The following is an 18,693-nucleotide window of genomic DNA, read 5'->3' on the forward strand; positions in this document are numbered from 1 at the left end:
TCTCCCGCGGCATGCAAACGAGGCCCGCCGCCGGGAGGGCGGCGGGCCTCGAAGGCACGGGCGGTAAGGCTCAGTCGGTGATCGCGGCCAGCACGGCTCCGGCGGACACCGTGTCGCCGGGCTTGGCACTCAAGCCGGAAATGGTGCCGGCCTTGTGCGCCGTGAGCGGCTGTTCCATCTTCATCGCTTCGAGTACGACGACGAGATCGCCTTCGGCGACCGTGTCGCCGTCGCTGACGGCGACTTTGACGATGGTGCCCTGCATGGGCGACGACAGGTCATCGCCGCTGGCCGCTCCGGCGGCCGACGCCGAGCGGCCCCGGGTGCGCCTGGGCTTGCCGTTGGCGCGGCTCGGCGAGGAAGCGGCGAGCCCTGCCGGGAGCACGACCTCCAGCCGCTTGCCGCCGACCTCGACCGTGACGCGCTGGCGGTCGTCGTCTTCCTGCGCCGCCGCTACGCCGGCAAACGCGGGGATGTCGTTGACGAACTCGGTTTCGATCCAGCGGGTGTGCACGCTGAACGGTTCTTCAGGGTCCGCAGGTGCGAAGTCCGGGTCTGCCACCACTGCGCGGTGGAACGGCAGCACGGTGGGCATGCCGCCGACCTCCATTTCGGCCAGCGCGCGCCGGGCCCGCTCCAGGGCCTGGGTCCGGTTCGCGCCGGTGACGATGAGCTTGGCCAGCATGGAGTCGAAGTTGCCGCCGACGACCTCGCCGGCCTCGATTCCGGAGTCCACGCGCACGCCCGGACCGGTCGGAAGCTTCAGGGTCTCCACGGTGCCCGGTGCCGGCATGAAGTTGCGGCCGGGGTCCTCGCCGTTGATGCGGAACTCGAAGGAGTGGCCGCGGATTTCCGGGTCGTCGTAGCCGAGCTCCTCGCCGCGCGCCACCCGGAACTGCTCGCGGACCAGGTCCACTCCGGCGACTTCCTCGCTGACCGTGTGCTCGACCTGCAGGCGCGTGTTGACCTCGAGGAAGGAGATGGTGCCGTCCTGGCCGACCAGGAACTCGCAGGTGCCGGCGCCCTGGTAGTGGGCCTCGAGCAGGATGGCCTTGGACGCCTCGTAGAGGTTGTATTCCTGTTCCGGGCTCAGGAACGGCGCCGGGGCCTCTTCGACCAGTTTCTGGTTGCGCCGCTGCAGCGAGCAGTCGCGCGTGGAGATGACCACGACGTTGCCGTGGGCATCGGCCAGGCACTGGGTTTCGACGTGGCGCGGGGCGTCGAGGAAGCGCTCCACGAAGCATTCGCCGCGGCCGAACGCCGCGGTGGCCTCGCGGACGGCGGACTCATAGGCCTCGGGGATGTCTTCGCGGTCGCGGACCACCTTGATGCCGCGCCCGCCGCCGCCGTAGGCCGCCTTGATGGCCAGCGGAAGGCCGTAGGCGTCGGCGAATTCCAGCACCTCGGCAACGTCCTTGACCGGATCGGCGGTGCCGGCGACCAGCGGCGCGCCGACCTTCTCGGCGATGTGGCGGGCCCGCACCTTGTCGCCGAGCTTGGCGATCGCTTCGGGGGAGGGGCCGATCCAGACCAGTCCGGCATCGATGACCCGGCGCGCGAATTCGGCGTTCTCGGAGAGGAATCCGTAGCCGGGGTGTACGGCGTCGGCGCCGGAGGACCGGGCGGCGTCGAGCAGCTTCTCCATCACCAGGTAGGAGTCGGCAGCGGTTTCGCCGCCGAGGGCAAACGCCTCGTCCGCGAGCCTGACATGCAGCGCATCGCGGTCCGGCTCGGCGTAGACGGCTACCGAGGCAATTCCTTCATCCCGTGCCGCCCGGATTACCCGGACGGCGATTTCACCGCGGTTGGCGATCAGTACCTTGGTGATGCGCTGGGTCATTCATAGCTCCTTCTATCCTTGAGGAGCCTAGCCTGCGTTAGCGGGTATCGCCCAATAACCTCGCGGATTCTGCGCGTTGGTGCCGCATTCTTTGTAGGAGTCCTACAAATCAGCCCGCCGGCCGCGGCAGCCACAGGTCCGTGATGGCGACCTCCGCGTCCGACAGCAGCCGGCGCAGGGTGGAGACGGACAGGCCGACGACGGCATGCGGGTCGCCGTCCACCTTCTCGATGAATGCCCCGCCGAGCGAATCTATGGTGAAGGAGCCGGCCACCTGGAGCGGCTCGCCGGTGGCGATGTAGGCATCGATCTCCGCTTCGCTGAGCTGCGCGAAGTAGACCCCCGCCGAGGCGATGGCACCCACTGTCGCGCCGGTGCCGCCGTCGTTGGTGTCCTCGCCGTCCTCCGCGTCCTCTTCTCCCGCGTCGGCGGGAACGTCGCGGCAGTCGATCAGCCAGTGGCCGGTATGCAGGACGCCGTGCCGGCCGCTCATGCGCTGCCAGCGCTGGCGCGCGACGTCCGCCTCGTAGGGCTTGCCGTACGGCTCGCCGTCCAGCTCGAAGACCGAGTCGCAGCCGAGCACCAGGGCTCCCTCGGCGTCCGGGAGCGAGGCGACGGCCTCGGCCTTGGCCCGGGCCAGCAGTAGGGCGGTGTCGGCCGGATCCGTCACACCGTAGCGGGCCGTCACGGCGTCTTCGTCTACGTCGGAGACCAGGACGGAGTGCGCGATGCCGGCGTCGGTCAGCAGTTTGGTTCGGGCGGGCGAGGCGGAGGCGAGGATGAGGTGCAGTTCAGTCACGGACCAAGCCTAACGGGCGGATGCGCGGCCCCTGGGGGAGCCGCTCTTGGCAGCCTATGGCAGCCCGCGCGCTGCCGGAACGGATCGGGGCCCGGCTAGCGGGGAGAAAATGTGCCCCGAAACGCTTAGTTGATCTATCAACATTCAGGTATTCTGGGCGGAACAGTACCCGCCTCGCACTTCAGGGGCGGGTGCGGCCCAGGCCGCGGGCCGGTCCGACGTTGGGGGTCGTGCCGTACCGCCTAGACGCAGGCCCGGCCGGATGGATCCGGCCGGGCCTGTGTGCTACGTGCGGCTGCCTTCGGCAGCGGGATGCCCGTGCTGCGGATTGCCCGCGCGCCGGGAACGGCGTCAGACCGTGGCGGCCGGTTCCGGGCGCCGCTCCATTGACTCCGCTCCGGAGGCAGTCCCGGCTTCCGGAGCCTCGGTGTCGTCGCTGAACGGATCGCCGGTGCGGCGAGCGTTGAACAGCGCCTCGTCCAGGATCCCCTGGCGCTTGGCCACGATGGTCGGAACCAGGGTCTGCCCGGCGACATTGACGGCCGTGCGGCCCATGTCCACGATTGGATCGACGGCGAGCAGCAGGCCGACGCCTTCCAGCGGCAGGCCCAGCGTGGACAGGGTCAGCGTGAGCATCACGGTGGCGCCCGTGGTTCCCGCCGTGGCGGCGGAGCCGAGGACGGAGACGACGGCGATCAGCACGTAGTGCACGAACCCGAGTTCCACGCCGAAGAACTGCGCCACGAAGATGGCGGCGACGGCGGGGTAGATCGAGGCGCAGCCGTCCATCTTGGTGGTGGAGCCCAGCGGCACCGCGAAGGAGGCGTAGGCGCGCGGCACGCCGAGGTTGCGCTCCGTCACGCGCTGGGTCAGCGGCAGGGTGCCCATCGAGGAGCGGGAGACGAAAGCCAGCTGGATGGCGGGCCAAGCGCCGGAGAACCACTGCTTGACGGACAGGCCGTGGGCGCGGACCAGCACCGGGTAGACCACGAAGAGCACCAGTACCAGGCCGATGTAGATGGAGAGCGTGAACAGGCCCAGTGAGCCCATCGTGTCCCAGCCGTAGGTCGCCACGGCCTTGCCGATCAGGCCCACCGTACCGATGGGGGCCAGCCGGATGATCCACCAGAGCACCTTCTGGATCACGGCCAGCGCGGAGGCGTTCAGGTGCAGGAAGGGCTCGGCGGCCTTGCCGACCTTCAGCGCCGCGACGCCGACGGCGATCGAGATGACCAGGATCTGCAGCACGTTGAAACCGAGGCTGGTGGTCAGGTCGCCCGTCTCGCCGGCCTTCGTGGTGGCCTCGAGGCCGAGGAAGTTGGTCGGGAACAGGCCCGTCAGGAATGCCCACCAGTCGCCCGTGCGGCCGGTGTACTCGCCGGGCACGTCGCCGGCGGCGCTGGCGCCGGGCTGCATGATGGTGCCCAGGCCCATGCCGATGACAACGGCGATGAAGGCGGTGATGGCGAACCACAGCAGGGTGTTCCAGGCGAGCTTGGCGGCGTCGGAGACCGCGCGCAGGTTGGCGATCGAGCTGACCACGGCGGTGAAGATCAGCGGGACGACGGCCGCCTTCAGCAGCGAGATGTAGCTCGAACCGATCGTGGTCAGGGTCTCGGTGAGCCAGTTCGGCTCGCCCGGGGCCGGCTCGCCCAGGTTCTTGGCGGCGAGGCCCAGGGCCAGGCCGGCGATGAGGGCGGCGATGATCTGGGGGCCGAACGATGTGGCCCAGCGGGGCAGCCTGCGCCCGCTCTTCTCAGTGCTGGTTGCGGTAGTCACCCGAAGACTGTAGGAGGCGGAAAGTTAGCAGGCCAAAAGCATTGTTGCGTATTATTACGCCGCGAACGACGGCGGTGTGCGGCCCCTGCGCCCGTGCCCGGTATCGGCGCGGGGTGCGGAAAGTTATTCCCGCCCCGGATGTGACCAATCCCGCAGCCGGGGCGGATTCCGAGGGCTCGGTCCCAAGCTGGCCGCCGGGCGCGGCCGTCCGTTGATCCGCGGCCTGAAATGGCTGGATAGGCGGCCCATTCCAGCCATTTCAGGCCAACCGTTTGGCGCGCCCCGGCCGGTCAGGCTTGGGCCGCCGGCTCCCCGCCGAGCAGGGCGCGGCGCAGCGTGTCGAGGCCGACGGAGCCGATGTTCAGCGCCTGCGTGTGGAACGCCTTGATGTCGAAGGCGGTGCCCTCGCGGCGGCGCCGCTCATCCCGGATCTGCTCCCACAGGCGCTGGCCCAGTTTGTACGAGGGGGCCTGGCCCGGCCAGCCGAGGTAGCGGGTGAACTCGAAGTTCAGCTGCCCCTCGCTGATGGCGATGTTCTTCTTCAGGAACTCGTAGCCCTTCTCCGGAGTCCAGGTACCCGAGCCCCAGCGTTCCGGAACCTCGAGTTCGAGATGGACGCCGATGTCGAAGACCACGCGGGCCGCGCGCATCCGCTGGCCGTCCAGCATGCCCATCCGGTCGCCCGGGTCGGCAAGGTAGCCCAGCTCGTCCATGAGCCGCTCGGCGTAAAGCGCCCAGCCTTCGCCGTGCCCGGAGACCCAGCAGATGTTGCGCCGCCAGGTGTTGAGCAGCTCCCGGCGGTAGGTCGCCGTCGCTATCTGCAGGTGGTGGCCGGGGACGCCCTCGTGGTAGACGGTGGTGGTTTCCTTCCACGTGCTGAAGCTGTCTTCGCCCTCCGGTACGGACCACCACATCCGGCCGGGCCGGGCGAAGTCGTCCGACGGTCCGGTGTAGTAGATGCCGCCCTCGCGGGTCGGGGCGATCATGCACTCGAGCCGCCGCATCGTCTCCGGAATCTCGAAGTGGGTGCCGGACAGGTCGGCGACGGCCTTGTCGGACAGCCGCTGCATCCAGGCCTGGAGCGCCTCGGTCCCGTGCAGCTGGCGGGACTCATCCGCATCCAGCAGCGCCATCGCCTCCTCGATGGAGGCGCCGGGCTTGATCAGCGCTGCAACCGCCTCCTGCTCCGCGATGATCCGGTCAAGCTCCTCGACGCCCCAGCGGTAGGTCTCCTCCAGGTCGACGGCGGAGCCCAGGAAGCGCCGGGACATCAGGGCGTAGTGCTCGCGCCCCACGGCGTCCTTTTCGGGGGCTTCCGGGAGCAGCTCGCCTTCGAGCATGGCGGCGAGCTTGCGGTAGGCGTCGCGGGCCGCGCCGGCACCCTCGGCGAGCCGCTCGCGCAGTTCCTGCGGAAGATCGCCGTCGTTCGTGGAAGCGGAGGCGGCGGTGGCCTGGAAGAAACCGTCCTCGGCCGCGTAGGCGGTGGCCTGCTCGATCACGGTCTTCAGCTGGCGGCGGGGCGCGATCCGGCCGCGCTTCCTGGCCTCGCGCAGCGAGCTGGCGTAGCCGGCGAGGGCGTCCGGAACGTGGGCCATGCGGCCGGCGATGTGGTTCCAGTCCTCGATGGTGGCCTGCGGCATCAGGTCGAAGATGGCACGGATGTCCTGCACCGGCGAGGCGAGGTTGTTGACTTCGGCGAGATCGAGGCCTGCCTCGTGGATCTCCAGGTCTAGCCCCAGCCGCTCACGCATCGCGTCGAGGGTGACGCGGTCGGTGTCGTCCGTGGGTTCCAGGTCTTCGAGCCGGCGCAGCGCCTCGCGGGCGCATTCGGCCAGGGCCTCTACGCCGGCGGGGGAGTAGTCCGGGTACTCCGTTTCGTGCCCCGGGATGCCGAGCGACGTTGCCAGCGAGGGGTTCAGCTCCAGCAGGGTTTCCGTGTAAGCGTCGGCGACGGCGTCGATGGCCGACGGGACACGGGCGGGGATGTCCGTGGTGGGTTCTGTTGTCTGGTGAGTCACAGGCAGAGCCTACCGGCATTCGGCGGCCTCCCCGAAAGCGGCACCCTTTCCGGGCCGCCGCCGGCGGCACATCAGGTGCCGCGGCGTTGGGACGCGGCCGGCCTGCCCGAATCAATGGCCTCGCCCCAGTCTTCGCCGATCAGGCTGGTGCCGATCGCGGCGAGCTGGCCCACCTGTTCCGGGCTGAGCCGGTCGAAGACGGCGGCGCGGACGGTCCGGACGTGGCCGGCGGAGGCGGCCTGGACCTTGGCCAGCCCGGCGTCGGTGAGCCGCGCCAGCACGGCCCTGCCGTCCCGGGGGTCGACGCTGCGCGCCAGGAAGCCGGACCGTTCCAGGCCGCCGGCGACACGGGAGATCCGCGACTGCGACGTGCTGGTGGCGGCCGCCAGTTCGCTCATCCGCATGGTGCGGCTGGGCAGCTCGGCCAGCATGGCCAGGACCATGTAGCTGGCGAACGTCAGGCCCTCGTCCCGCTGCAGCTGGGAGTCGAACGCCGAGGGCAGCCGGAACAGCAGGGCCGCCAGGGGAACCCAGGCACGCTGTTCTTCGGGGCTGAGCCACTGCGGATCGGGCATACGAGCCACTCTAGCGAGCACTTGACCGCGATAGTGGTTCGGCTTACTTTATTTGCAGCTGCAAATATTCCGGGGCCATCGGGGGCTCTCCGTCCTCCGCCGGCCGCAGTCCGGAACCGCAGCGCTGGGACTTCGTTCCGCCGGCCTTGGGGAGGGCCGTTCCAGGCGGCGCGGACGACCTTTCGAGGAGGCCGGCAGCACGTTGGGGGCTGCCGGCTCTCCGCGTTAAGCGCCCGTCCGGCGGGCCCTAGCGGAAGGTGTGCCGCCAAGCGCCGGGGCCGTGCGCGACGACGGGGCGCAGCAGTTCGCGCCGCCGCGGGCTGCGCCGGCGGGGCTGCTCCGCCGCGGCGGCAGGCTCCGGGGAAGGCTGCAGGGCCAGTACGACGGCGGTGAGTGCGGCGAGTTCCTCGGGGGTCGGATTCCCCTTGGCGACGGTGAACAGCGGCGCCGCCTCGGCGGCGGTCCGGGCTTCGGCCTGGGCCTGGGTCTTGGTCATAGCGGGATGTTTCCGTGCTTCTTGTGCGGCATCGTGGCCCGCTTGTCGCGCAGCGCGCGCAGGCCGCGGACAATCTGGACCCGGGTGTCGGAGGGGGCGATGACGGCGTCGAGGTAGCCCAGTTCGGCCGCCTGGTACGGGTTGAGCAGTTCGTCCTCGTACTGCGTGATGATCTCCTGCCGGCGCGCTTCGACGTCGCCGCCTTCGGCCTGGACGGCGGCGAGGTCGCGGCGGTACAGGATGTTCACCGCGCCCTGCGCACCCATGACGCCGATCTGGGCGGTGGGCCAGGCGAGGTTGAGGTCGGCGCCGAGCTTCTTCGAACCCATGACGATGTATGCCCCGCCGTACGCCTTGCGCGTGATCACGGTGAGCTTCGGGACCGTGGCCTCGGCGTAGGCGTAGAGCAGCTTGGCGCCGCGCCGGATGATGCCGTTGAATTCCTGGTCCTTGCCGGGCAGGAAGCCGGGGACATCCACCAGCGTCAGGATCGGGATGTTGAACGCATCGCAGTGGCGGACGAACCGGGCGGCCTTTTCCGAGGCGGCGATGTCCAGCGTGCCGGCAAACTGCATCGGCTGGTTGGCCACGATGCCGACGGTGTGGCCCTCTACCCGGCTGTAGCCGATGATGACGTTCGGCGCGTAAAGGGCCTGCAGCTCCAGGAACTGGCCGTCGTCGACGATGTGCTCGATCACGCTGCGCATGTCGTAGGGCTGGTTGGCCGAGTCGGGAATGAGCGTGTCCAGCTCGAGGTCCGCTTCCGTGGGCTCGAGTTCCTCGTCGAATGCGGTGGCCGGGGCCTCGGTGAGGTTGTTGGAGGGCAGCACGTCGAGCAGCTCGCGGACGAATTCGATGGCGTCGGCTTCGTCCACCCCGAGGTAGGCGGCCGTGCCCGTCGTCGAGTTGTGCTGGCGCGCGCCGCCGAGGGTTTCCATGTCCACCTCCTCGCCGGTGACGGTCTTGATGACGTCCGGGCCGGTGATGAACATGTGCGAGGTCTTGTCCACCATGACCACGAAGTCGGTCAGGGCGGGGGAGTAGGCGGCGCCGCCGGCACACGGTCCCATGATCAGCGAGATTTGCGGGACCACGCCGGAAGCTGCCACGTTGTTGCGGAAGATGTCCGCGAACATGGCCAGCGAGGCCACGCCCTCCTGGATGCGGGCGCCGCCGCCGTCGTTGATCCCGATGACCGGGCAGCCGTTGCGCAGCGCGAACTCCTGGACCTTGACGATCTTCTCGCCGTTGACCTGGCTGAGCGAACCGCCGTAGACGGAGAAGTCCTGGCTGTAGACGGCCACCAGGCGCCCGTCCACGGTGCCGTAGCCGGAGACGACGCCGTCGCCGAGCGGTTTCTTCTTCTCCATGCCGAACGCCGTGGACCGGTGGGTCGCCAGCGCGTCGAATTCGACGAAGGAGCCCTCGTCGACCAGCAGGTCGATGCGCTCGCGGGCGGTGTGCTTTCCCCGGGCGTGCTGCTTGTCCACCGCGTCCTGACCGGACGGCATCATCGCCTCCGCCTGGCGCCGGCGGAACTCCGCAATCTTGCCGGCGGTAGTCGAGCGGTCAAGATCGGTGTCGAGGCTCATGGGTTCTCCGGATTCTCGGGCGGGTTCTGCATTACCGGCGCAGCCGGGCGGTGGAGGACCTGCCCTTTAAGTAGGTTTCGCACAAAAAGCAGGGCGCCGGCGGCGTCATTCCACCAAGTCTAGTGAGGAGGACGGCGGCACCGGCTGTAGCAATCCTACAATTTCGGCTGCCGACATTTTCCGCAAGCCGTCCCGGATTCTGCCGCGTCGTCCCGGTGGAGAATGCGCCGGCTCTGCGTAGGATGGATGACATGAGCCAGAGCTTTTCCGATGTTGACCGCCCGGCGCTGGATTATGAGGGTCTCACCGATGCGCTCTGTGCCCCGCTGGGTCCGTACCGCCGCCTCGAACTGGTGGAGTCCACGGGCTCGACCAACAGCGACCTCGGGCAGAAGGCTGCCGCGGACAAGGTGGGTTGGTCGGACCTGAGCGTCCTGGCGGCCGAGGAGCAAACCGCCGGCAAGGGCCGGCTGGACCGCCAGTGGACCGCCCCGCCCCGCTCCTCGGTGATCGTGAGCGTGCTGCTGCGCCCGTTCAACCACGCCGGAAACCCGGTCCCGACCCAGAGCTACGCCTGGTTCTCGCTGCTGGCGGCGATGTCGCTGGCCGAGGCGCTGGGCGAGTACGCCAAGCTGGACGCCGCGGTGAAATGGCCCAACGACGTGATGGTCGGCGGCAAGAAGATCTCCGGCATCCTCGCACAGATCGCGAGCTACGGGGATGCCTCGCCGCCCGCCGTCGTTATTGGGACTGGACTCAACGTGACGATGAGCGCCGAGGACCTGCCCGTGCCTACGGCCACGTCGGTGGCGCTGGAGAAGGGCGCGACGACGGACCGCAACATCCTGCTCATGTCCTACCTGCGGATTTTCGCCCAGCGGTACCGCCAGTTCTGCGACGTGAACGGGGACCCCAAGGCTCAGTGGAATGACGGAACCAGCCTGCTCAGCCGGCTGCAGCGGGTGATGTCGACGCTGGGGCAGCAGGTGCGCGCGCAGTTGCCGCAGGGCCGGGAGATCGTCGGTGAGGCCTTCGGCCTGGACAGCTTCGGCGCCCTGAAGGTACGGGAAGCGGACGGCACCGAACACGTGGTGGCAGCGGGCGACGTCGTCCACCTGCGGCCGCTCGAAGGGTCTTGATTTGCCCCCAATCACCAACCGGCTCCGGGGGCCGCGGTGCGGCTGAAGCTGGATCCGGGAGAGCGCGTCATAGTGCTGGCCCGGCCGCAGGCGCGCCGCTTGTTCTGGCCGTTCGTGCTGATGCTGGCGTTGCTCGGCGCCGCAGGCTTCGGGCTCGGCTGGCTCAGCCGCGAGAGCCTGCCGGAGTGGATCACGCCTTGGCAGGCGGTGCTGCGCGCCGCGGTGCTGGTGGCGGCTTCGCTGCTGGTGCTGCGGGCCTGCGTTGTGCCGCTGCTGCGCTGGTTATCCACCCGCTACCTGCTGACCAGCCGGCGGCTGATGGTCCGGCGCGGCTGGGGGCGGCGGAGCGAGCAGCAGGTGATGCTGGCGGCCATCTATTCGGTGCGCATCGAGCAGGACCTGCTCCAGCGCATGCTGCGCAGCGGCCGGCTGGACGCGGACCTGGGCTACGGCCGGTTCTGGCGGCTGCCGGACGTGCCCGAGGTGGCGCGCTTCCGGGCGCTGGTGGTGCGGGCGATCGAAGACCTGCCGCGCACGGAATTTCCTGACGGGTTCGATGGAGTAGACATGGAAAAATGGCAGCAGTCCGAGTACGGCGAGGAAGGAAAAGCGGGATGACCAGTAGCGAGCACCACGAGCCGGAGCCGCTGACCCTGTCCATGCCGCGCATCGTGCCGCAGGCGGAGGTCGAGGCGGCCCAGGACGCGGTCCGCGAGGATTCGAACCCGGCCAAGGTGGACCGCGAGGCCATCCGCGCCCTGGAGCGCCGCCTGCTCGGCTCGGAACGGACGCTGCGGCGCCGCGAGGTGGCGGCCGGCGCCGGCGTGTCGCTGCTCTCGGCGCGCAAGCTCTGGCGTGCGCTGGGCTTCCCGAACCTCGGCGACGAGGACGTGGCCTTCACCCAGGCGGACCTGGAGGCGCTGACCACCATCATCGACCTGGTCCGCGACGAGCGGCTGACCGAGGAAGCGGCCATCTCCATCACCCGGTCCATCGGCCAGATGACGGACCGGATGGTGGTCTGGCAGGTCGAGGCGCTGGTGGAGGAAATGGTGCACCAGCTCGGCATCACGGACGCCGAGGCCCGCAAGCGGCTGGTCACCGAGCTGCCGGACCTGATCGAGCCGCTGGAGAAGGTGCTGCTGTATTCGTGGCGGCGGCAGCTGAACGCCGGCGTGGCGCGGCTGACCGTGCGCGCGGAGGCGGGGCTGGGCGCGGCGGGGGAGCACGACGACGATTCCCTGCCGTTGCTGCGCGCCGTGGGTTTCGCGGACCTCGTCTCCTACACGAGCCTGTCCCGCCAGATGAACGAGAAGACGCTGGCCCAGCTGGTGCAGCGTTTCGAGAACCGCTGCGCCGAGATCATCTCGGTCGGCGGCGGCCGCCTGGTCAAGACCGTCGGCGACGAAGTCCTGTACCTCGCCTCGACCCCGCACGCCGGAGCGGAGATCTCGCTGGCGCTGGCCAAGGCGATGGCGGATGACGACCTGCTGCCGTCGGCGCGCGTCGGCATGGTGTGGGGCGGGATCGTCTCCCGCCTCGGGGACATCTACGGACCCACCGTCAACCTCGCGTCGCGGCTGACCTCGCTGGCCGAGCCGGGCACCGTGCTGGTGGATTCCACCACGGCCGCCACGCTCGCGGGGGACGAGCGCTTTGTCCTGATGCCGCAGAAGGTGCGCACTATCCGCGGCTTCGGCGAAATCCATCCGGTGACCGTGGCGCACGGCCGGGGCACCGGCCTCATAGTGGACTGATTCCGGCACTGCATGGGCCGGGCGGCTGCATCCGCTGGCGCCCGATCCAGGCGCCGGAGATGGGCAGTTGTCCCCATCCCCGGCGGTTTACCGGCGCAGGTGAAACGTGGAATAGTCGTAGGCGGATCACTCACCACCATCGCGCCGTGCGGGCCCAGCGGGCAGCCGGGCGACAAGGCAGCACACAGGGAAATATATGGCTTGGGGCAGCGGACTCTTTGGGCAAGGCCGGCGGAAGCGGGCATTGGTTTCGACGACGACGTTTTCCGTGGCCAGCGCCCTGGTGGTGGGCGGGGCGCTCTTCTACGAGGGCTTCCCGACGGCGGATGTGGACCTCAACGACGGCGGCGTCTGGGTCACGAACAACGGCGCCGGCCTGGTGGGCCACCTCAACTACCAGTCGAAGACGCTCGACGGCGGCTTCGTGGCGAACAGCGCCGGCTTCGACGTCCTCCAGGATAAGTCCACCGTATTCATGGAAAACCTGGACCAGGCCATGCTCTCCCCGGTGGACGTGGCGGGGATGTCCAGGGAAGCCGAGCAGCAGCTTCCCGGCAGCGCCGACGTGGCGTTCGGCGAGGAACAGATTGCGATTACGGACAAGGTCAAGGGCCAGGTCTTCGTCAGCGCCGCAGCCGACCTCGGGTCCTTCAGCGAGGAAACCGCTGAACCCGTGCTGACCGGCGCCAAGGGCGCGGTGGCCACGGTCGCGCCGGACGATACGGTCGTCGTCGCAAACCCGCAGGCCAATGCGGTCTACACCTACCGCGTGAATGAAGAGGGCGTGCCCGAGCAGGTGGGTAAGGACGGTACCGAAAACCTGGATCAGGCCGGCGACCTGCAGATCGCCGCGGTGGGCGACAAGGCCGTGGTGCTGGACGCCGAGTCCGGCACGGTGTTCCTGCCCGGCGGCAAGACGGCCAAGCTGGGCGACGTGCGCGGTGGGAAGCTGCAGCAGTCCGGCGAGGCCAGCGGATTCGCGGCCATCGCCACCGAGACGGAACTGATCACGCAGCCGCTCGACGGGTCCGACGCGACCCGGACGCGCCTGGAGGCTCCCGGCGTGCCCGCTGCACCGGTCCAGCTGGACGGCTGCCTGCACGCGGCCTGGGCCGGCTCGGCGCACTACATCCGCGACTGCGAACTGCCGTCGGATGACCTGGCGCAGGAGATCAAGGGGATCGGCTCGAACGCCGAGCTGGTGTTCCGGGTGAACCGCGACGTGGTCGTCCTCAATGACGTGAATGCCGGCAATGTCTGGCTGGTGCTGGAGAACATGCAGCTGGTGGACAACTGGAGCGACCTGATTCCGCCGGAGCAGGAAAGCGAAGAAGAGGACGAGGATTCGGCGGACGAGAATCCGATCAACACGCTCCCTGACCGCACCAAGGAGAACCGGCCGCCGGTGGCGCAGGACGACACGTTCGGCGTGCGGGCCGGGCGGACCACGACGCTGCCGATCCTGGACAATGATTCCGATCCCGACGGCGATGTGCTCACCGCCTCGCTGGCCGGAGACCAGCCGCCGGTGGGCGAGGTACAAAGCATTTACGACAAGACCGGCCTGCAGATCGTGGTGGATGCCGGGGCGTCGCCGGGCCGGCACAGCTTCAAGTACGAGGTCAACGACGGCCGCGGCGGCAAGGACACCGCCACCGCCACCATCACCGTGCGCGCGGACGGGAGCAACGAGCCGCCGCAGGCCAAGCGCAAGACCACGATCCTGCTGGAGCAGGGCAAGGAAATCAGCCAGAACATCCTCACCGACTGGCAGGACCCGGACGGCGACGACCTGTTCCTGGTCGGCGCGGAGAACACGGCGGACGGGGACCTGGTGCGGACCCGTCCGGACGGTCTCCTGACCTTCCAGGACGTGGGGAAGACCGCCGGCAAGAAGAAGGTGGCCGTCCAGGTCTCGGACGGCACGGACACGGTGGACGGCGAAATCACGGTGGACGTCCGCCCGCCCGGGGCGCTGGCGCCGGTGGCCAACGCGGACCACTTCTTCACGACCGCGGGCCAGCAGATCCAGATCACTCCGCTGAAGAACGACCTCGACCCCAACGGCGGCCGGCTGCGCCTCGCGAAGGCTGACGGCGTGGGCAAGGCCGAGGTGGTACCGGACTACGACGCCGGAACCATCAAGTTCACCTCCGATACGCCGGGCACCTACTACCTCACCTATGTGGTGACCAACGGCCCGGCCAGCTCGACGGGCCTGGCGCGGGTCGACGTCGGCGCTTCCGCCAGCGAGGGCGCGCCGGTGGCGGTGCGGGACGTGGCCATGCTGCCGCAGAACGGCCAGGTGCTGGTGGACGTGCTGGCCAACGACGCCGACCCGGCCGGCGGCGTGCTCGTGGTGCAGGGCGTGGAGACCGGCTCCGGCGGCGCCGTGAGCGTCGAGGTGCTCAACCACAACATCCTGCGGATCACGGACGTCAAGGGGCTGAACCAGCAGCTCAGCATCAAGTACACGGTCTCCAACGGCTTTGCCTCGGCGACCGGTGAGGTCAGCGTCGTGTCAGTCAAGGGCCCGGACAAACTGCTGCCGCCGCAGGCCGAGAACGACACGGCGACGGTCCGGGCCGGAGACGTGGTGACCGTGGACGTGCTGGGCAACGACACCCATCCCAACGGCGATGACATCACCCTGGTGCCGGAGCTGGCCGAGACCGTGGATCAGGCCGACGGCGAAATCTTCACGTCCGAGAACGCCGTGCGATTCATCGCGGGACCGACGGCGAAGACCGTCTACGCGGTGTACGAGGTGGTGGATTCCGCCGGCCAGAAGGATTCCGCCGAGCTCCGGATCAACATCCTGCCGCGCGACGACGAATCGAACTCCCAGCCGGCGCCGAAGAACGTGGAGGCACGGGTTATCGCAGGGTCCACGGTGCGGATTCCCGTGCCGCTGGACGGCATCGACCCGGACGGGGACTCGGTCTTCCTGCACGGGATCGGCCGGGCGCCGGAACAGGGCGCGGCGGTAGCCGGACCCAACTACATCGACTACACCGCGTCGGCGACGGGCGCCGGCACGGACTCGTTCACCTACGTGGTGAAGGACCGCCTGGGGGCCGAGAACACCGGCACCGTCCTGGTCGGGATCGCCCCGAAGGCGGAAAAGAACCAGAACCCCGTGGCGCTGGATGACGGCGTCGTCATCCGGCCGGGCCGATCCGTCGCCGTAGACGTCCTGAAGAACGACTCGGATCCCGACGGGGACTTGCTGAGGCTGGACGGCAACCGCGTGGTCGGGGAGCCGGAGTCGCTGGAAGCATCAGCGGACAAGGGCAGGATCCGTTTCACCGCGCCGGATGAGGACGGCACCGTCAACGTGCGCTACACCGTCGGTGACGGCCGCGGCGGCACGGCCGTGGGAACGGTTACCGCGGAGGTGCGCCGGAATGCGCCGCTGCTGGCGCCGGTGGCCCGGGACGACCGGGTGGAGCCGGCGGAGACGAAGGGCCGGACCGCGGTCGACGTGCCGGTGCTGGAGAACGACGAGGACCCGGACGGTGTGGCCGAGGAAATGGACGTGCTGGTCAACGGCAACTACCCGACGGCGTCCGTCACGGCAGGCGGGGAGCTGCGGGTTGAGCTGACGGAGAGCGCGCAGCTGATTCCCTACACCGTACGGGACGTGGACGGGCTGCAGGCAACGGCCGTGGCATGGGTCCCGGCCCTGGGCGAGCAGTACCCGACGTTGTCGGACACGACTCCGGTGGACGTCGTGGCGGGAGAGGAAGTCACCATCGACCTCGACGACCGGGTCGAGGTCCGGGACGGCCGCACGCCCCGGATCACCGAGGTGGAGAAGGTCCGCGCGATCGGCACCGCCGACCGTGAGTGGGTGGCGGGCGATTCGACGCTGCGGTATGCGGCGGCCGAGGACTACGCCGGGCGCGGTTCCATCACGTTCGAGGTGACGGACGGCTCCGGACCGGACGATCCGGAGGGCCTGAAGTCGACGCTGACCGTGATGACCAACGTGATTCCCGGGCCCGAGAAGAACATCGCGCCGGAGTTCACCACCGGTGCGGTGGAGGTGGCCAAGGGCGAGGACGCGGTGTCGTACGACCTGCGGCCGCTGGCGACGGACGCCAACCCGGAGGATGCCGGGATGCTGGAGTTCGCGCTGGAGGGCGGGGCGCCCCAGGGGTTCGACGTCAGCCTGGACGGCAGCGTGCTGCGGGTGTCGGCGGACGCCGAGGTGGAAACCGGAGCCTCCGGAGCGGTCAACGTCTCCGTCACCGACGGGCGGTCGGACAAGGTGATGAGCCGGGTGGCCGTCTCGGCCCTGGCGTCGACCAGGCCGCTGCCGGTGGCGAACGACGACGAGGTGCCCGAGGCCGTGCAGGGCGAGCCCGTCACGGTGCCGGTGCTGGCGAACGACGTGAACCCGTTCCCGGACACCCCGCTGGAGATCGTGAGCGCCACTGCAGGCGCGGGAGGTACCGCCCGCGTGGAGGGGGACGCCGTCGTCGTTACTCCCGGCGCGGACTTCTCCGGCACGATGACCGTGGAGTACACAGTGCAGGACAAGACGGGCGAAAGCTCACGGCAGGCTACCGGCACCGTGTCGCTGGTGGTGAGGGGCCGGCCCGAGGCACCGACCACTCCGCTGGTGGATTCGGTCCGCGACGAGACCGTGGTGCTCTCCTGGGGTGCACCGCCGGATAACGGCGAGCCGATCACCGCCTACCGCGTCACTGGGACCGGCGGGTTCAGCCAGGAATGCCGCAGCACCACCTGCACGCTGACCGGGCTGGTCAACGACCGCGAATACACCTTCAGCGTCGTCGCCGTGAACGGCGTGGGGGAGTCCGACCCGTCGGCCGAATCCGCGGTCGCGCGGCCGGACGTGCGGCCGGAGACACCGGGGGCCCCGCAGCTGAAGTTCGGCGACAAGTCGCTGGACGTCTCGTGGAAGCCGCCGGTGAACAACGGGTCCGCCATCGAGTCCTACACCCTGGAGATTTCGCCGGCGCCGCAGAGCGGGCAGCTGCAGAAGACCGGGCTGACCGGCACCTCCTATAAGTGGGAGGGGCTGGAGAACGGGCAGGCCTACACGGTGAGGGTACAGGCGCACAACAAGGCGCCGGAGCCCAGCGAATTCAGCGCATACTCGGCTGCCGAGGTTCCGGCCGGGCCGCCCGCCGCGGCCGCCGCGCCGACCACCGAGCGGGTGGAGTCCGTCGGGAACCAGAGCCAGCTCAAGGTCAGTTGGGCCGCCCCGGACAACAACGGCGGCGAGATCAACGACTACACCGTGCGGGAGTACCAGGACGGAAACTTGAAGCGCACCCTTCCGCCCGTCAACGGGACCTCGCAGACCATCACGGCGCCGAACTCGGAGACGGACTACACCTACACAGTCACTGCCCGGAACAAGGCCGGGGACGGGGAAACCAGTCCCCAGTCCAACGCACGCCGGGCCGTCGGAGCACCGGAGGCCCCGTCGTCGGTCTCGCTGAAGGAAGCGGACACCGGCGGCGCCGGACGCTCCGTGACGATCAGCTTCAACCAGCTCACGGCCGCGCAACGCAATGGCGCCCGTGCCGGCGAAGTCAGCTACCGCGCCACATTCAGCGACGGCCGCTCGATGGCGATCAACAGCGGCCAGACCGTCTCCGGCTTCGCCAACGGCACCAACGTCACCGCACAGGTCACGGCAGTGGCGAACAGCGACGGGGCGTCCTACAACAGCGCCCCCAGCGCGCGCTCCAATGCGGCCAAGCCGTACGGCGCACCGGGGACCCCCAACGTGTCGGGCCAGAACGGCGCCGCGGAGCAGAAGCGGCTGACCTTCAGCTGGTCCGCTCCGAACACCGGCACCCACGACGTGAAGCAGATCCAGATCCGGATCGACGGCGGCGGCTGGCAGAACGTCGCCAACAGCGGCAGCCGCACCGTCAACACCAACGGCTACAGCGAGCAGCATAAAATCGAGGCCCGCTCGATCAACTCGCGCGGCGATGAAGGGGCTATCGCGTCCGCCACGGCCCGCAGCGGTACAAAACCGCCGCCCCCGCCACCAGAGAAGACGGAATGGACGGTTACCGTGGGCGGCGGCAACACCGACCTGCAGACCAATCACCGCACCTGCATGGAGAGCGCGGATGGAAGCAGCAATAACTTCAGCGGCGGCACCTGCCGGAACGATCACTGGGCCGACTGGAACAGCAAGATCACGGTCCAGTGCTACGTCGTGTGGCCGAGCGGCAACTGGTACAAGCAGATTGGCGGTGGCCGTCCGAAGAACAACGGCATGGTCGTCAAGGGTCTGCACGTCCGCGAAGGCAGCACGCACTTGGCCAACCAGGCTCCCGACGGCATGAAGCGATGCTGACCTCCGTACCCGGAGGCGCAACATCGGCGGCGTGCCAGCCTGGTCCGCGTCAGGTGAGGGGCAGGCCGGGGTCTACCGGAGTTGCACGCCGGGCTCGGACTGGTCGTGGCCACGCAGCCGGCGGGTCGACGGAAACGGCGCAGATTTTCAATCGGGCCGTGGGACATTTCCGCTGGTCAGCGGCCTGCGGCCCTTCCGAAAACTGCCCGTTTTCCGCCAAAACTGCACGATTTCCGTCGCAGCGAATCCTGACGGCGCCTCGTGGGCGGCACGCCCGGCCGGGTCCGCGCCAAACGAGGGGCGGCCCGGCTCGCCGGATGGGTAGCTCTCCCCGTCGCAACGATTA

Annotated in this window: 11 protein-coding genes; 4 read left to right on the top strand and 7 right to left on the bottom strand. The window is 69.2% G+C overall.

Annotation, left to right across the window (positions count from 1 at the left end; translation table 11 throughout):
- Positions 1 to 70: 70 nt before the first annotated feature.
- The 7 genes from WFH44_RS02655 to WFH44_RS02685 form a co-directional block, all read right to left on the bottom strand.
- The gene (locus WFH44_RS02655; RefSeq protein WP_336711517.1) at positions 71 to 1,840 is read right to left on the bottom strand and encodes an acetyl/propionyl/methylcrotonyl-CoA carboxylase subunit alpha; all 1,770 of its coding nucleotides are present in this window, start codon (positions 1,838 to 1,840) and stop codon (positions 71 to 73) included.
- Positions 1,841 to 1,949: 109 nt separating this feature from the next.
- Positions 1,950 to 2,639, bottom strand: coding sequence for a Maf family protein (locus tag WFH44_RS02660; RefSeq protein WP_336711518.1), 690 nt, complete (start codon positions 2,637 to 2,639; stop codon positions 1,950 to 1,952).
- A 351-nt stretch (positions 2,640 to 2,990) separates the two neighbouring features.
- Complete coding sequence (locus WFH44_RS02665; RefSeq protein WP_336711520.1) at positions 2,991 to 4,418, bottom strand: dicarboxylate/amino acid:cation symporter; 1,428 nt, start codon at positions 4,416 to 4,418, stop codon at positions 2,991 to 2,993.
- A gap of 290 nt (positions 4,419 to 4,708) precedes the next feature.
- The gene (locus tag WFH44_RS02670; RefSeq protein ID WP_336711521.1) at positions 4,709 to 6,436 is read right to left on the bottom strand and encodes a DUF885 domain-containing protein; all 1,728 of its coding nucleotides are present in this window, start codon (positions 6,434 to 6,436) and stop codon (positions 4,709 to 4,711) included.
- Between the two features lie 71 nt (positions 6,437 to 6,507).
- Complete coding sequence (locus WFH44_RS02675) at positions 6,508 to 7,011, bottom strand: MarR family winged helix-turn-helix transcriptional regulator (protein ID WP_336711523.1); 504 nt, start codon at positions 7,009 to 7,011, stop codon at positions 6,508 to 6,510.
- Between the two features lie 247 nt (positions 7,012 to 7,258).
- Entirely contained in the window at positions 7,259 to 7,507 is a 249-nt protein-coding gene (locus WFH44_RS02680; protein WP_336711525.1) for an acyl-CoA carboxylase subunit epsilon, read from the bottom strand.
- Positions 7,504 to 9,099: an acyl-CoA carboxylase subunit beta gene (locus WFH44_RS02685; protein ID WP_336711526.1), complete on the bottom strand. Its 1,596-nt coding sequence runs from the start codon at positions 9,097 to 9,099 to the stop codon at positions 7,504 to 7,506. The genes WFH44_RS02680 and WFH44_RS02685 overlap by 4 nt, the downstream gene beginning before the upstream one ends.
- A gap of 251 nt (positions 9,100 to 9,350) precedes the next feature.
- Between WFH44_RS02685 and WFH44_RS02690 the strand changes: the two genes are divergently transcribed.
- The 4 genes from WFH44_RS02690 (at position 9,351) to WFH44_RS02705 (ending at position 18,347) form a co-directional block, all read left to right on the top strand.
- The gene (locus WFH44_RS02690) at positions 9,351 to 10,238 is read left to right on the top strand and encodes a biotin--[acetyl-CoA-carboxylase] ligase (protein ID WP_336711528.1); all 888 of its coding nucleotides are present in this window, start codon (positions 9,351 to 9,353) and stop codon (positions 10,236 to 10,238) included.
- Positions 10,239 to 10,274: 36 nt separating this feature from the next.
- Complete coding sequence (locus WFH44_RS02695; protein ID WP_336711530.1) at positions 10,275 to 10,856, top strand: PH domain-containing protein; 582 nt, start codon at positions 10,275 to 10,277, stop codon at positions 10,854 to 10,856.
- Complete coding sequence (locus tag WFH44_RS02700; RefSeq protein WP_336711532.1) at positions 10,853 to 11,995, top strand: adenylate/guanylate cyclase domain-containing protein; 1,143 nt, start codon at positions 10,853 to 10,855, stop codon at positions 11,993 to 11,995. Before WFH44_RS02695 ends, WFH44_RS02700 begins: the two co-directional genes overlap by 4 nt.
- 244 nt (positions 11,996 to 12,239) lie before the next feature.
- Complete coding sequence (locus tag WFH44_RS02705; RefSeq protein WP_336711533.1) at positions 12,240 to 18,347, top strand: Ig-like domain-containing protein; 6,108 nt, start codon at positions 12,240 to 12,242, stop codon at positions 18,345 to 18,347.
- The last annotated feature ends 346 nt before the right edge of the window (positions 18,348 to 18,693 follow it).

It is taken from the genome of Arthrobacter sp. USHLN218, from assembly GCF_037144715.1.
Classification (GTDB): Bacteria; Actinomycetota; Actinomycetes; order Actinomycetales; family Micrococcaceae; genus Crystallibacter.